Genomic DNA, 14107 nt, shown 5'->3' on the forward strand with positions numbered 1-14107 from the left:
CTGGGCGGCCCGACCGCCGCCGAAATCCTCAATGCCCATGTTTGTGGCACCTCCTGCGAGCAGCTTCGGACCGCTCCGCACGATGTGCACGTGCGCTGTGCGCCACTGGAACCAAGGGCGCCGGCCGGGCGTTGATAGCTTGGGGCAGCCACAGAGCCGCCATCGCACACCATCCTGGAGCCCGGACCCTTGAATACGCTTGCGCTCGGACCGAGCTGGCTGGACCCGGACTATCTGCTCAACACGTTCGGGCTCCCCGGCCTGCTCCTCATCGTCTTCGCCGAGTCCGGCCTCCTGATCGGGTTCTTCCTGCCCGGCGACTCGCTGCTGTTCACCACCGGGCTGCTGGTGACCACGGGCCAGCTGAAGTACCCGCTCTGGCTCGTCTGCACGCTGGTCGCCGTCGCCGCGATCGTCGGCGACCAGGTGGGCTATCTCTTCGGCCGCAAGGTCGGCCCTGCCCTCTTCAAGCGCCCCGACTCCCGCCTCTTCAAGCAGGAGAACGTGGAGAAGGCCCACGAGTTCTTCGAGAAGCACGGCCCGAAGTCCCTGGTCCTGGCGCGCTTCGTGCCCATCGTGCGCACCTTCACGCCGATCATCGCGGGCGTCAGCCGGATGAACTACCGCTCCTTCATCACGTACAACATCGTCGGCGCGATCCTCTGGGGCGTCGGCGTCACCGTGCTCGGCGCGATGCTCGGCAAGATCGACTTCGTGCACGAGCACATCGAGATGATCCTCATCCTGATCGTGCTCATCTCCGTGGTGCCGATCGTGGTCGAGGTGCTGCGGGCCCGCAGCCAGGGCAAGAAGGCCGCCGCGGCCGAGGCGCGGGAGGGCGACGGCTCCGGCCGCCCCCCGGCGGGCGGCAACGGCCCCTCCACCGGCCAGCGCGGCCGGCACGCCAAGCGCTGATCCCGCGCCGCGTACACACGCACCGAAGGCGCCCCTCCCCGCAGATCCGGGGAGGGGCGCCTTCGTCGTACGGGCACGGACACGGGCACGGACACGGGCACGGGCACGGACATGGACACGGGCACGGGCACGGGCACGGGCACGGGCACGGAGGCACGAGGTACGGGTAGCCCGTCCGCTCGGGACCCGCGCGGGCCCGGCGCGTCGCCGCGGCCGTACGAGAGAGGGCCGCCGACCGTCGTCGTCCGCTCAGAACCCCCGGGTCCGCTTCGCCGCCCGGCGGCTCGCCCCGCCGATCGCGCCCGGCACCCCCATGAACAGCCGCGAGATCTCACTCCCGAGGTTCACCCCGATCGCGATGGCCAGCGCCGTCGCGACCGCCGTCGACAACGAGGTCAGGCCCCGGTTCACCTCGTTCTGCGCCACGCCCAGCAGACCGAAGTACGTCGCCGAACCAGGCAGCAGCGGCCCGATCGCCGCCGTGATGTACGGCAGCGAGGAAGTGAACCGGTAGCGCGAGAACAACTGGCCGAACAGCCCCACCAGACCGGCGGCCACCGCCGTCGCGGCGACCGGCGAGATGCCTCCGGTCCGGGCCATCGCCCCGAAGACGATCCAGGCCACGCCCCCGTTCAGGGTCACCGCCAGCACGGTCGACCGCTCCTGCTGGAGCAGCACCGCGAAGGCCAGGCTCAGCGTCATCGACACCAGGATCTGCAGCGCCGGACGGTCGTTGGGGATGAATTCGGCCTCGGGATTGAGCTGGGCCCCCAGCTGCACCCCCAGGTACAGAATGATCAGCACGCCCGCGACGATCCCGATGAAGAAGTACATGACCTCCAGCAGCCGGGCCGACGCGGTGATGTAGTAGCCGGTCAGCCCGTCCTGCACCCCCGCCACCAGCGCCCGCCCCGGCAGCAGCGCGAACAGCCCACCGGTGATCACCGCCGAGGGCCGGACGTCCGTGGAATGGGTCAGCGTCAGCGCCACCCCCATCGCGGCGGGCGGCATCGCGGCCACCGTGAACTGGTAGAACTCCGGCAGCCCGCGCCCGGCGCACAGCCAGGCGAGACGGTCGCCGAGCATCGCGCCCGCCGCCGCCACGACGAACACCAGGAACCCGCCGCCGACCAGCACGGAGGCCGAACCGGCCAGCAGCCCGGCGGCCGCCGTCAGCACCCAGCCCGGATACGGGTGCCGATTGCGGCGGATCTCCGCGAGCCGCCGGTAGGCCTCCTCCAGCGAGATCTCGGTGTCCGTGCTGGTGATGTCGTCGACCAGCCGGAACACGGCCGCCAGACGGGTGTAGTCGGTGCCCCGGCGACGTACAGTACGGCTCGCCGTCACCGGGTCGTCGACCAGCGACGGCTGGTGCGAGATGGACAGCAGCGTGAACGTGACCGTCGGCTCGCTGCGGTCGAGTCCGTAGGACCGGGTCACCGCGAACATCGCCGCCTCGACGTCCTCGGCGCCCTCGCCGCCCGCCAGCAACAGCTCCCCGATACGCAGCGTCAGGTCGAGCACGCGCGGCACGGCGGGACCCGTCTCGTCGTCGGTCCGCTGGATCGCCTCCGTCGCCGGACGCTCGGTCACCGGCATCCGCAGCATCGTGCGCATCCGGTCCTGCCAGGGCGCCTCCTTGGTCAGTCTGACCATCGGAATGCCCTGCGCCGGGGTGAACGCGGGCGGCGACTGCTGGGCCCTGTACGTGGCCGGCGGGGTGAAAGCGGAACTCAGCGTGTCGGAGTTCGTACCGCCCCCGGAGCCGCCGCCCGGACCGGCCGGACCGGCCTGCTCCTGGTGCACACCGGTCGGCAGCGCGAACTCGGACGTCGGATGGTCCTCCTCGGGCGGCGACGCCGGATGACTCGTCCCCGCGGGCGGGGCGAAAGCGCTCCGCGCCTCGTCGGACTGGGGCTTCTGGTCCTCAGGACCGCCCGATTCCGCCACCACTCGACCTCGTTCCTCCTCGACCGCACAACCTGGGTGTCTGTCCCGTCGCACGTCTGCCCAGTATGGCCACGGGCATGGGCCCCGCACGCGCGGAAGTGCGGACAGCGAAACGGGCGGTACACCCGTGGAGGTGTACCGCCCGTTCCGAGACGGCCGTCCGGCTCACAAACGGAACCGGAAGAGGGACGTCAGTGCGCGCCGCCCTGCGCCTCAAGACGCTTGTACGAGGCCTCGATCTCGGCCTCCGCCTCGGTACGGCCGACCCAGTCGGCGCCCTCGACGGACTTGCCGGGCTCCAGGTCCTTGTAGACCTCGAAGAAGTGCTGGATCTCCAGGCGGTCGAACTCCGACACGTGGTGGATGTCGCGCAGGTGCTCCACCCGCGGGTCGGACGCCGGGACGCAGAGCAGCTTGTCGTCGCCGCCCGCCTCGTCGGTCATCCGGAACATACCGATGGCGCGGCACTTGATGAGGCAACCGGGGAAGGTCGGCTCGTCCAGAATGACCAGCGCGTCCAGCGGGTCGCCGTCCTCGCCGAGGGTGTTCTCGACGAAGCCGTAGTCGGCCGGGTAGCTGGTCGAGGTGAAGAGTCGACGGTCCAGGCGGATCCGACCGGTCTCGTGGTCCACCTCGTACTTGTTCCGCGAACCCTTCGGGATCTCGATGGTGACGTCGAACTCCACGGGTGGCTCCTCCATGATCAACACATACGACTGGTGATTAAGTGTCCCCCACGCAGAAGAGTGCTCGCGAAAGGGGCTGGTCAACGGTGGCCGAGCCGGTGGAAAGACCGTCGATGCGCCCGTCGGACCCGTGGGGCAGGCTGAAGGTCCTGAAGAACAGACACAACGGGTCGTACACCTGGCAGGTCATCGCAGGCTCCGCGACGCTCGGCCTGGTCGTCGCCGCCGGCGCCGTCCTCGCCGCCGGCCCCTGGGACAACGGTCAGCGTAAGGCCGAGCGGGCACTGGCAGTCACCGCGGACCGAACAGGTGGCGCACATCACGGCCGCCCGACACCCGACGGCCCCCGCCCGGCCCCCAGCGCCCCGGCCGTCCTCCCGGCCCTCGGCACCACCACCCACGACGCCCCGAGGGACGCCGCCGTGCTCCGCGACACCCTCGCCCCGCTCATCGGCGCGCCCGGACTCGGCGACAGGGTCGCCGCGTCCGTCATCGACACCGCCACCGGCAAGCAGCTGTACGGAACCGGCGCCACCGCCCCGATGACCCCGGCCTCCACCATCAAGATCGCCACCACCGCCGCCGCGCTCTCCGCCCTGGGCCCCGACCACCGCATCGCCACCACCGTCGCGCTCTCCGCCGACGCGCGCACCCTCACCCTCGTCGGCGGCGGCGACCCCACGCTGAGCAAGGCGGCCCTGCGCTCGATGGCCGCCGACGCCGCGAAGGCCCTCCGCGAGGACGGCGAGGACGGCGAGGACAGCGGCGAGGACGCAGGCCCCGTACGCCTCACGTACGACATCTCCCGCTACACCGGCCCCGTACTCCACCCGATCAGCCCCAACGACAACATCGCCCCCGTCACCGCCCTCATGGTCAACGAGGGCCGCCTCAACGACACGGACCGCGGCCCCGCCAAGCGCACCGACGACCCCGCCGGCGACGCCGCCCGCGCCTTCGCCGCACAGCTGAGGAAGGCCGGCGTCGAGGTCACCGGCGCCCCCCGCGAGGCCGGCCCGGACGACAGGGCCCGCACCGTCGCCACCCACCACTCGGCCCCGCTCGCCGCCCTCGTCGAGCGCACCCTCACCAACAGCGACAACGACATCGCCGAGGCACTCGCCCGGCAGACCGCCATCGCCAAGGGCGAGAGCGCCGACTTCGCCGGAGCCCGCCGCGCCGTCACCAACGAACTGAAGAAGCTCGGAGTCCCGGTGACCGGGGCCCACCTCGCCGACGGCAGCGGCCTCGACCGCGCGGGCCGGGTCACCCCGGCCCTCCTCACCACCCTCCTCGCCCGCGCCGCCGACCCCGACCGCCCCGGACTGCGCCCGGTCCTCACCGGCCTCCCGATCGCCGGATTCAGCGGCACCCTCGGCGACCGCTACGGGGACGGCTCCGAAGGCACCGGCCTGATCCGCGCCAAGACCGGCACCCTCAGCCGCGTCAACTCCCTCGCCGGGACCGTGGTAGACCCCCGGGGCCGACTGCTCGCCTTCGCCTTCCTCGCCTCCGGCAGCCGCTCCGCGACCGAGGCCGAACCAGCCCTCGACGCCCTGGCCACCGCACTCGCCCACCCGGCGGCCGAGTAGGCCGCAGCACCCGAAGAGCGGTGCAAGACCCCACCACCGGGCGACGGGCTCACGTACGGTTGACGCATGACGAGCATCGGTGGTGCCCAGATGGTCGACTGGAATCTCGCGGTGGCGACCGCGACCCGACTGGTCCGGCCCGGCCCCGACATCAGCCGCGAGGAGGCCCGCGCCGTCGTCGCGGAGCTGCGGCGGCATGCCAAGGCCTCGGAGGAACACGTCCGGCTCTTCACCCGGATGATCCCCGAGGGGACCGAGCCCGAGGACACCCCCGTCCTCGTCGTCGACCGGGCCGGCTGGATCAAGGCCAACGTCGCCGGCTTCCGCGAACTGCTGCGCCCCCTGCTCGCCAAGATGGAGAGCCGCCGCTCCGGCGGACCCGGCGGCGCCGTCGTCGGCATGGTCGGCGGCAAGGTCACCGGCGTCGAGCTGGGCATGCTGCTCTCGTTCCTCGCCTCCCGGGTCCTCGGCCAGTACGAGACGTTCGCCCCGGCCACCAGGGACCTGCCCGCCTCCGCCGACGGCGGCGGCCGGCTCCTCCTCGTCGCCCCCAACATCGTCCACGTCGAACGCGAACTGGACGTCGACCCGCACGACTTCCGGCTCTGGGTCGCCCTCCACGAGGAGACCCACCGCACCCAGTTCACCGGTGTGCCCTGGCTCCGCGACCACCTCCAGGGCGAGATCCAGACGTTCCTCGACGAGACCGACGTCGACCCGATGACCTTCCTGGAACGCCTCCGCGAGGCCGCCCAGTCCCTCTCCGGCGCCGGACGCCCCGAGGGTGAACAGGGCGAGAGCGACAGCCGGAGCCTCGTCGACATCGTCCAGACCCCCGCCCAGCGGGAAGTGCTCGGCCGCCTCACCGCCGTCATGTCCCTCCTCGAAGGGCACGCGGACTTCGTGATGGACGGCGTGGGCCCCGACGTCGTCGGCTCCGTCACCGAGATCCGCGAGAAGTTCCAGCAGCGCCGCGCCCAGGGCGCCGGCCGCCTCGACCAGGCCCTGCGCAAGCTCCTCGGCCTGGACGCCAAGCTCCGGCAGTACAAGGACGGCGAGAAGTTCGTACGATCGGTCGTCGAAGAGGTCGGCATGGACGGCTTCAACCGCGTCTGGACCTCACCGAACACCCTCCCGACCAAGGCCGAGATCGCCAAGCCCGCCGACTGGGTCGCGCGGGTGCACCGTAAGGCCGAATCCTGACCATCGGGCCTTCCGGGGACCGATATTGGCCCGCCAATCACCCATCCGAGGGACCGTAGGGGCATGGGAAGCCGTGCAATGCTCGATGAACAGCTTGCCTCTGTCACCATCGACGCACTCTGAGTGACGGGACTCACGCGTTCCGGCGCTCGACGCTCCTCCCGAACTCCACGAAGGGCACCGGACATGGGTCCCCATCCTGCGGTCGCGGCGATACGCCTGGCGGTCCGCCGCGTACTCCACGACGTCATCACCGAATTCCACCGGCACGCCGACCACGACCGGCCGGCCGACGCGGCGAGGCGCCCCGCGCACGCCGCCCGCTCCCGCTACGCCGAAGCCGGCGCCGCGGGCAGGACCGCTCTCCCCGACCGGCCCGACACCCCGCTCGTCCTCGTCGCCTGCTCCGGCGGCGCCGACTCCATGGCGCTCGCCTCCGCCCTCGCGTTCGAGGCCCGCAAACTCGCCGTCCGGGCCGGCGGCATCACCATCGACCACAACCTCCAGTCGGGGTCCGGCCTCCGCGCCGCCGAGGTCGTCACCCGGCTCACCGCCATGGACCTCGACCCCGTCGAGGCCGTCGCCGTGCACGTCGGACGCGAGGGCGGCCCCGAGGCCGCCGCCCGCGACGCCCGCTACGCCGCGCTGGACGCCGCCGCCGAACGCCACGGCGCCGCCGCCGTCCTGCTCGGCCACACCCGCGACGACCAGGCCGAGACGGTCCTCCTCGGCCTCGCCCGCGGTTCCGGCATCCGCTCGCTCTCCGGCATGGCCGCCGCCTCCGGGCCGGCCGACCGCTACCGCCGCCCCTTCCTCCACCTCGACCGGCAGGCCGTCCGCAAGGCCTGCCTGGTCCAGTCCCTGCCCGTCTGGGACGACCCGCACAACATCGACCCCGCCTACACCCGCTCCCGGCTCCGCCACGAAGGCCTGCCCGCGCTGGAGAAGGCGCTCGGCAAAGGCGTCGTCGAAGCCCTCGCCCGCACCGCCCAGCTCTCCCGCGACGACGCCGACGCCCTGGACACCTGGGCCGCCGAGGCCGAGCTGTCCGTACGCGACGCGACCGGCCGCCTGGAGTGCGCCAAGCTCTGCGTCCTGCCGCCCGCGGTACGCCGCCGGGTGCTGCGCCGCGCACTGATCGAGGCCGGGGCGCCCGCCGGCTCCCTCTTCGCCCGGCACCTCGAAGAAGTCGACCGCCTGATCACCGGCTGGCGCGGCCAGCGGGCCATCAACCTGCCCGGCCGCGTCGAGGCGATGCGGCAGGGTGGCAGACTGGTCATTCGGCAGAGCTGACGCGCGAGCGGCTGAAGTGCAGGCGAACAGCCGGCCCGGCCCGGGCGCTTTCCCGGGCCGGCAGGCAGAGAAAGAGACGTGGGTGAACGAGAAGGACATGGGTACCGACCTTCAGTCGGTGCTCCTCACCAAGGAAGAGATCGACGCGAAGCTCGTCGAGCTGGCCGCGGAGATCGACGCGGAGTACGCGGGCAAGGACCTGCTGATCGTCGGCGTCCTCAAGGGCGCGGTGATGGTCATGGCGGACCTGGCGCGCGCGCTGTCCACCCCCGTCACGATGGACTGGATGGCCGTCTCCTCGTACGGGGCCGGCACCCAGTCCTCCGGCGTCGTCCGGATCCTCAAGGACCTCGACACCGACATCAAGGGCAAGCACGTCCTGATCGTCGAGGACATCATCGACTCCGGTCTGACGCTGTCCTGGCTGCTGTCCAACCTGGGCTCCCGGGAACCGGCCTCGCTGGAGGTCTGCACCCTGCTGCGCAAGCCGGATGCCGCAAAGGTCGCGATCGATGTGAAGTGGATCGGTTTCGACATCCCCAACGAGTTCGTCGTCGGCTACGGGCTGGACTACGCGGAGAAGTACCGCAACCTGCCCTTCGTCGGCACGCTCGCCCCGCACGTCTACGGCGGCTGACCCCGGCCGACCCGCTGGGGAACCCTCGCCGCCCTCGGGCCGTTGAAGCTGCGAAAGCAGGTTTCTCCGTCGTACCCGGCAGTCGCGGGTGACGATGCTGGGGTACCGTCCGAAGAACAGTCTTTTCAAACAGCAGCATTTACCTACGGGCAGGAGGGACGGGGCATCTTCGCTCCGTATGGATGGACGTGAAGCGATACTTCCGTGGGCCCGTCATGTGGATCGTGCTGGCCGTCCTCGCCGTGGTCGTGTTGATGCAGGTCGTCGGCTCGTCCGGCGGCCACAAGACGGTGGACACCGGCAAGGTGGTCCAGGCGATCAGCAAGAACCAGGTGGAGCAGGCCAAGCTGACCACCGGTGACGAACAAATCCTCAAGATCGAGCTGAAGAAGGGCCAGAAGCTCGAAGGCGAGTCCGGCAGCAAGTTCCAGGCGAGCTACATCGGCAACCAGGGCGTCGAGCTCGCCGACACGCTGCAGCAGAAGTTCGAGGACGGTGACATCGAGAAGGGTTACACCGTCTCGCCGTCGAAGCAGTCCCCGTTCGTCTCGATTCTCCTCTCGCTGCTGCCCTTCGTCCTCATCGTGGTCGTCTTCCTGTTTCTGATGAATCAGATGCAGGGCGGCGGATCCAAGGTCATGCAGTTCGGCAAGTCCAAGGCCAAGCTGATCACCAAGGACACCCCCAAGACGACCTTCTCCGATGTGGCGGGTTCCGACGAGGCGGTCGAGGAGCTCCACGAGATCAAGGAGTTCCTCCAGGAGCCGGCCAAGTTCCAGGCCGTCGGCGCCAAGATTCCCAAGGGCGTTCTGCTCTACGGGCCGCCCGGTACGGGCAAGACGCTGCTCGCACGCGCCGTCGCCGGCGAAGCGGGCGTGCCGTTCTACTCGATCTCCGGGTCCGACTTCGTCGAGATGTTCGTCGGTGTCGGTGCCTCCCGGGTGCGCGACCTCTTCGAGCAGGCCAAGGCGAACGCCCCGGCGATCGTCTTCGTCGACGAGATCGACGCCGTCGGCCGCCACCGCGGCGCCGGCATGGGCGGCGGTCACGACGAGCGCGAGCAGACGCTCAACCAGCTGCTCGTCGAGATGGACGGGTTCGACGTGAAGGGCGGCGTCATCCTGATCGCCGCCACGAACCGCCCGGACATCCTCGACCCGGCGCTGCTGCGCCCCGGACGCTTCGACCGGCAGATCGCGGTCGACCGCCCGGACATGCAGGGCCGCCTGGAGATCCTCAAGGTGCACCAGAAGGGCAAGCCCGTGGCGGAGGGCGTCGACCTCGGCGCCGTCGCCCGGCGCACGCCCGGCTTCACCGGCGCCGACCTGTCGAACGTGCTCAACGAGGCCGCGCTCCTGACGGCGCGCAGCAACAAGAAGCTCATCGACAACGAGAGCCTCGACGAGGCCATCGACCGCGTCGTGGCGGGCCCGCAGAAGCGGACCCGGATCATGTCCGAGAAGGAAAAGAAGATCACCGCGTACCACGAGGGCGGACACGCCCTGGTCGCGGCGGCCTCCCCCCAGTCGGACCCGGTCCACAAGATCACGATCCTCTCCCGCGGTCGCGCCCTCGGTTACACGATGGTGCTTCCGGAGGAGGACAAGTACTCCACGACCCGCAACGAGATGCTCGACCAGCTGGCGTACATGCTGGGCGGACGTGCGGCCGAGGAGCTGGTCTTCCACGACCCGACCACCGGCGCCGCGAACGACATCGAGAAGGCCACGGCGACGGCCCGCGCGATGGTCACGCAGTACGGCATGACGGAGCGCCTCGGCGCGATCAAGTTCGGCGGCGACAACTCGGAGCCCTTCCTGGGCCGCGAGATGGGCCACCAGCGCGACTACTCGGAAGAGGTCGCGGCACTGGTCGACGAGGAGGTCAAGAAGCTCATCGAGACCGCCCACAACGACGCGTGGGAGATCCTCGTCGAGAACCGCGACATCCTCGACGCCTTGGTGCTCGAACTGCTGGAGAAGGAGACGCTGGGCAAGGACGAGATCGCCGAGATCTTCGCCCCGCTCGTCCGGCGCCCCGCCCGGCCGGCCTGGACCGGATCCGCCCGGCGCACCCCGTCGACGCGGCCCCCGGTGCTCTCTCCCAAGGAGCTGGCCCTCACCAACGGCGCATCCGTCGCCAACGGTTCGGCCACCCCGCCGGAGATCGCCCCGAAGGACCTGACGAAGGACATCGCCCCGTCCACCGAGGCGATCCCCGAGGAGCGTCCCGAGAGCCAGTGACAGACCGACTCCGGTGAGACCTCCGTCACGGGGGCCGACCCGGTCCCGGAATGGATGCCGCGCCCCCCAGGTTTTAGCCTGTGGGGGCGCGGCTTTTCCGTATGCCTGCGAGGTCTGAGCGCGAACCCGCGCACGGGACAGCACAGAGGAACGAGGCACAGATGACCGACCCGGTGACGCTGGACGGCCAGGGTTCGATCGGCGAATTCGACGAGAAGCGGGCCGAGGCGGCCGTACGCGAACTGCTGATCGCCGTCGGGGAGGACCCGGACCGCGAGGGGCTGCGGGAGACTCCGGGGCGGGTGGCGCGGGCGTACAAGGAGATCCTCGCCGGTCTGCGGCAGGAACCCGAGGACGTGCTCACCACGACCTTCGATCTCGGGCACGACGAGATGGTCCTGGTGAAGGACATCGAGATCATGTCGCTCTGCGAACACCACTTCCTGCCCTTCCACGGTGTCGCGCACGTCGGCTACATACCGGCCGACTCCGGCAAGATCACCGGTCTGTCGAAGCTGGCCCGCCTGGTGGACGTCTTCGCCCGCAGGCCCCAGGTACAGGAACGCCTCACCACGCAGGTGGCGGACTCGCTCATGCGGATCCTGGAGGCGCGGGGTGCGATCGTGGTGATCGAGGCCGAGCACATGTGCATGTCGGTGCGCGGCATCCGCAAGCCCGGGGCGAAGACCACGACGTCGGCCGTGCGCGGCCAACTGCGCGATGCCTCGACCCGCGCCGAGGCGATGAGCCTCATATTGGCGCGCTGACACCCTTTGTCGGTGGTGCCCGATACGCTCCTCGGCCGGTGATGGTGAACAGGCCGAGGAGCGCCGCATGAGCGATGGGTTACCGAGCAAGCAGACCGTGAACGCGGTGGGAGGGCGTCTCCAGGCCCGCGAGGTCGCAGTCGGCACCAGGCTGTGGACGCTGGACGGGTCCCGCGCGGCACAGACGACGGTCACGGACGTCACGGCCGTCAAGGCGAGGGCGGTTGTGGACGTCGTCACGAGTCATGCGGCTTTCACGGTTGCCGGGCACCTCCTGCTGGCCACACCGAGCGGCTGGGTCCGGGCCGAGGACGCGACGGGCAGAACCATCGCGTGGACCCATGCGCGCAAGCTCTGCCGCGAACGGCTCACGTTCCGCATGGGATACGCGTTCGGCTACTTCGTGGGGGCCACCTGTGCGGACGGCACGGTGGGCAAGAACTACGTGTCGCTTGTCGTGAACGACGAGGCGTTCGCCACCCGGTACGCGCGCAGCCTCACCGAGGCGACGGGCCTGGCGGCCCGGCTCCAGCCCGTGACGCGGCCCTCCGGCTACCTGGGCCGCGAGATTCCGGGCTTCCGCGTCCGAGTGGTGTCCTCCTACCTCGCCGACGCCCTGCGCCAGTACGCCGGCGGCGACGCGCACCACATGAGGCAGGCGTTTCCCCGGGTCGTACTCCGGGACCGTGAGGTGTTCGACGGCTTCCTCGACGGATACGCGGATGGTGACGGGTGCCGTGCCAAGCGCTGGGCCGGCCGGACCCTTGTCAGCGCCAACGTGCCCTTTCTTGTCGACCTGGCCGAGATCATCGGCGCACGGTTCACCCCAGCGAGGAAGGGTCTGGCGTCGCACCTGATCCTGGTGGACCGGTGGGCGGCCCGCGGCACGTTCCGGCCGGAGCACCACGCCACCGATCCCGTGGAATCCAGCTGGGTGACCGTCGAGTCCGTGCGGCCGCGTCCCGCGCCCGGCAAGCCGTTCACCGTCTACGGATACCGGCTTCGGCCGCATTCCGCGTTCCTGGTCAACGGGCATCTGGTCCGCGCGGCGGCGTGACCGGCGCGGTGGCCTCGTGCATCGGGCGGCCGGGCCCGTGCGGCGTTACGCCGCTGCCGCGCCCGTGCCGTCGTGGTCGTTGCCGTCCTCCGGGAGGCGGCAGACCCGTTCCAGGAAGAGCGCGGCCGCGATGACCGCGATGCCGGCCACCACCGCCGCGCCCGCGTAGATGGCCTGGTCGCGGCGGGGCGGGATGTCGAGGTAGCTCAGGAGGAAGACGCCGGTGCCGCCGTACATCCCGGCGACGAGGGCGGCGACCAGGGCGCTCGCCTGGCCGAAGACGACCGCGCGCGCCGCGAACAGGGGCTCGACCCCCTTGGCGCCGGGGCGGCGCTCGCGCTGGGCGCGGAGGCGGGTGCGGGTGGAGAGGGCGGTCGCGAGGAGGATCGCCGCGATCACGGCCAGCACGATCGACGCGGCCAGCGGGACGCTCGGCAGGGTGCCGAGGGAGTCCCAGAGGCGGGCCCCGCCCCAGGAGAGGACGCCGGCGGCGGCGAAGAGGCCCGCCAGTACCCCGAGCCGTAGTTGCTTCACCGAGTGAGCCGCCCTTCGCGCCGCCTGTGCCCGGTCCGGCCGTGCGCCGGACCACCGTCCGTCGAGCCTAACGATTACACCGGCAGGCGCAGTTCCAGGTCGGCGCGGGGCAGGACGCTGTCGCGGCCGACCTCGGCGAGGAGCTGGGCCACCGGGCCGGCGCCGGGCAGCTGCGCCTCGGGGTCGACGTCGTGCCAGGGGGCGAGGACGAAGGCCCGCTCGTGGGCGCGCGGGTGCGGGAGCGTGAGCACCGGGTCGTCGGAGAGGACGTCGGCGTACGCCACGATGTCGACGTCGATGGTGCGCGGCCCCCAGCGCTCCTCGCGGACCCGGTCGAAGGCCTCCTCGACGGCCTGGCCGCGCTCCAGCAGGGAGGCGGGGGGCAGCGTCGTCTTCACGAGGATGACGGCGTTGAAGTACGAGGGCTGGGAATCCGCCTCGACGCCCCAGGGCTCCGTCTCGTACACCGGGGAGACGGCCTTGACCCTCAGGCCCGGGGTGTCCTCCAGGGCGTCGACGGCCCCCTGGAGGGTCTCCAGCCGGTTGCCCAGGTTGGAGCCGAGGGAGATCACGGCCATCTTGGGGTTGGAGAGCGTGATGTCGGCATCGTCGACCTGGCGGACGACGGCGGTCGGAACCGGCTGTACGGTCGGGTCGCTCTGCCCTGCGGTGGAAAATGCAGTCATGCTCGGCTCCGGATGATGGTGATGGTCACGTCGTCGAAGGGGACGGTGATCGGTGCGTCCGGCTTGTGCACCACGACCTCGACCTCCTGGACGCCTTCGTGCTTCAGGCACTGCTGGGCGATGCGCTCGGCGAGCGTCTCGATCAGATCGACCGGTTCGCCGGTCACCACGTCGACGACCTCCTCGGCCACCACGCCGTAGTGCACGGTGCGGGCCAGGTCGTCGGTGGCTGCCGCGGGGCGGGTGTCGAGGCCGAGCACCAGGTCGACGATGAAGGTCTGGCCCTCTTCCCGTTCCCGGGGGAAGACACCGTGGTGCCCACGGGCCTTGAGGCCGCGCAGCGCGACACGATCCACGCGAATCACTCCTGCTGTCGTTGGTCGAGAGACATCCGGCCGCGTGCGGGCGGCGAGGTGCCTTCTTTCGAATCTACCTGCGAGCACCGACAGTGCTCGCCCGTGGGGGCCGTGGACAGCGCCTCCGGGCTGGTAGCCGCCCATACCCGGTGGTCATCGGTTCCAACCCCCACGGGTCCCGTACCCAC

General features: G+C 70.8%; 13 protein-coding genes. 8 read left to right on the forward strand and 5 right to left on the reverse strand.

The features are described from left to right. Window positions 1-189 precede the first annotated feature (189 nt). Window positions 190-915, forward strand: a complete 726-nt coding sequence (locus tag ACH4KB_RS36170) for a DedA family protein (protein WP_398071075.1) — start codon at window positions 190-192, stop codon at window positions 913-915. A 249-nt stretch (window positions 916-1164) separates the two neighbouring features. Here ACH4KB_RS36170 and ACH4KB_RS36175 read toward each other — a convergent pair whose 3' ends face one another. Further along, complete coding sequence (locus tag ACH4KB_RS36175) at window positions 1165-2868, reverse strand: threonine/serine exporter ThrE family protein (protein ID WP_398071077.1); 1704 nt, start codon at window positions 2866-2868, stop codon at window positions 1165-1167. 188 nt (window positions 2869-3056) lie between these two features. After that, window positions 3057-3551 (reverse strand): inorganic diphosphatase, encoded by a 495-nt coding sequence (locus tag ACH4KB_RS36180; protein WP_018959738.1) that lies wholly within the window; start codon window positions 3549-3551, stop codon window positions 3057-3059. Between the two features lie 113 nt (window positions 3552-3664). Here ACH4KB_RS36180 and dacB point away from each other — a divergent pair, with 113 nt between their 5' ends. The 7 genes from dacB to ACH4KB_RS36215 all read left to right on the forward strand — a co-directional run bounded on the left by dacB (window position 3665) and on the right by ACH4KB_RS36215 (window position 12343). Next, on the forward strand, window positions 3665-5143 hold the full coding sequence (gene dacB / locus ACH4KB_RS36185; protein ID WP_398071079.1) for a D-alanyl-D-alanine carboxypeptidase/D-alanyl-D-alanine-endopeptidase: 1479 nt from the start codon (window positions 3665-3667) through the stop codon (window positions 5141-5143). A 66-nt stretch (window positions 5144-5209) separates the two neighbouring features. Continuing rightward, on the forward strand, window positions 5210-6346 hold the full coding sequence (locus tag ACH4KB_RS36190; RefSeq protein WP_398071081.1) for a zinc-dependent metalloprotease: 1137 nt from the start codon (window positions 5210-5212) through the stop codon (window positions 6344-6346). 186 nt (window positions 6347-6532) lie between these two features. Next, window positions 6533-7639 carry a tRNA lysidine(34) synthetase TilS gene (gene tilS, locus ACH4KB_RS36195; protein ID WP_398071083.1) on the forward strand — a complete coding sequence of 369 codons (1107 nt, stop codon included), beginning with the start codon at window positions 6533-6535 and terminating at the stop codon, window positions 7637-7639. 97 nt (window positions 7640-7736) lie between these two features. Beyond that, window positions 7737-8276: a hypoxanthine phosphoribosyltransferase gene (gene hpt / locus ACH4KB_RS36200; protein WP_032752963.1), complete on the forward strand. Its 540-nt coding sequence runs from the start codon at window positions 7737-7739 to the stop codon at window positions 8274-8276. A gap of 182 nt (window positions 8277-8458) precedes the next feature. After that, window positions 8459-10519, forward strand: coding sequence for an ATP-dependent zinc metalloprotease FtsH (gene ftsH / locus ACH4KB_RS36205; protein ID WP_398071085.1), 2061 nt, complete (start codon window positions 8459-8461; stop codon window positions 10517-10519). 161 nt (window positions 10520-10680) lie between these two features. Further along, window positions 10681-11286 (forward strand): GTP cyclohydrolase I FolE, encoded by a 606-nt coding sequence (gene folE / locus ACH4KB_RS36210; protein WP_398071087.1) that lies wholly within the window; start codon window positions 10681-10683, stop codon window positions 11284-11286. Between the two features lie 67 nt (window positions 11287-11353). Then, window positions 11354-12343 (forward strand): hypothetical protein, encoded by a 990-nt coding sequence (locus tag ACH4KB_RS36215; RefSeq protein ID WP_398071089.1) that lies wholly within the window; start codon window positions 11354-11356, stop codon window positions 12341-12343. A gap of 45 nt (window positions 12344-12388) precedes the next feature. Here ACH4KB_RS36215 and ACH4KB_RS36220 read toward each other — a convergent pair whose 3' ends face one another. From ACH4KB_RS36220 to folB, 3 genes are all read right to left on the reverse strand, one after another. Continuing rightward, a complete protein-coding gene (locus ACH4KB_RS36220; RefSeq protein ID WP_361331180.1) occupies window positions 12389-12877 on the reverse strand; it encodes a DUF3180 domain-containing protein in 489 nt (162 codons plus the stop codon). Window positions 12878-12951: 74 nt separating this feature from the next. Further along, complete coding sequence (folK, locus tag ACH4KB_RS36225; protein ID WP_398071091.1) at window positions 12952-13563, reverse strand: 2-amino-4-hydroxy-6-hydroxymethyldihydropteridine diphosphokinase; 612 nt, start codon at window positions 13561-13563, stop codon at window positions 12952-12954. Then, a complete protein-coding gene (folB, locus tag ACH4KB_RS36230) occupies window positions 13560-13919 on the reverse strand; it encodes a dihydroneopterin aldolase (protein WP_018959729.1) in 360 nt (119 codons plus the stop codon). The genes folK and folB overlap by 4 nt, the downstream gene beginning before the upstream one ends. Window positions 13920-14107: the final 188 nt, after the last annotated feature.

The organism is Streptomyces sp. NPDC017520, assembly GCF_044329855.1.
In the GTDB taxonomy this organism is placed as follows: domain Bacteria; phylum Actinomycetota; class Actinomycetes; order Streptomycetales; family Streptomycetaceae; genus Streptomyces.

Bases quoted from the DNA above. Each gene is read 5' to 3' on its own strand.
- dacB (WP_398071079.1), top strand. From the start codon at position 3,665: ATGCGCCCGTCGGACCCGTGGGGCAGGCTGAAGGTCCTGAAGAACAGA.
- ACH4KB_RS36190 (WP_398071081.1), top strand. From the start codon at position 5,210: ATGACGAGCATCGGTGGTGCCCAGATGGTCGACTGGAATCTCGCGGTG.
- tilS (WP_398071083.1), top strand. From the start codon at position 6,533: ATGGGTCCCCATCCTGCGGTCGCGGCGATACGCCTGGCGGTCCGCCGC.
- hpt (WP_032752963.1), top strand. From the start codon at position 7,737: ATGGGTACCGACCTTCAGTCGGTGCTCCTCACCAAGGAAGAGATCGAC.
- ftsH (WP_398071085.1), top strand. From the start codon at position 8,459: ATGGACGTGAAGCGATACTTCCGTGGGCCCGTCATGTGGATCGTGCTG.
- folE (WP_398071087.1), top strand. From the start codon at position 10,681: ATGACCGACCCGGTGACGCTGGACGGCCAGGGTTCGATCGGCGAATTC.
- ACH4KB_RS36215 (WP_398071089.1), top strand. From the start codon at position 11,354: ATGAGCGATGGGTTACCGAGCAAGCAGACCGTGAACGCGGTGGGAGGG.
- folK (WP_398071091.1), bottom strand. From the start codon at position 13,563: ATGACTGCATTTTCCACCGCAGGGCAGAGCGACCCGACCGTACAGCCG.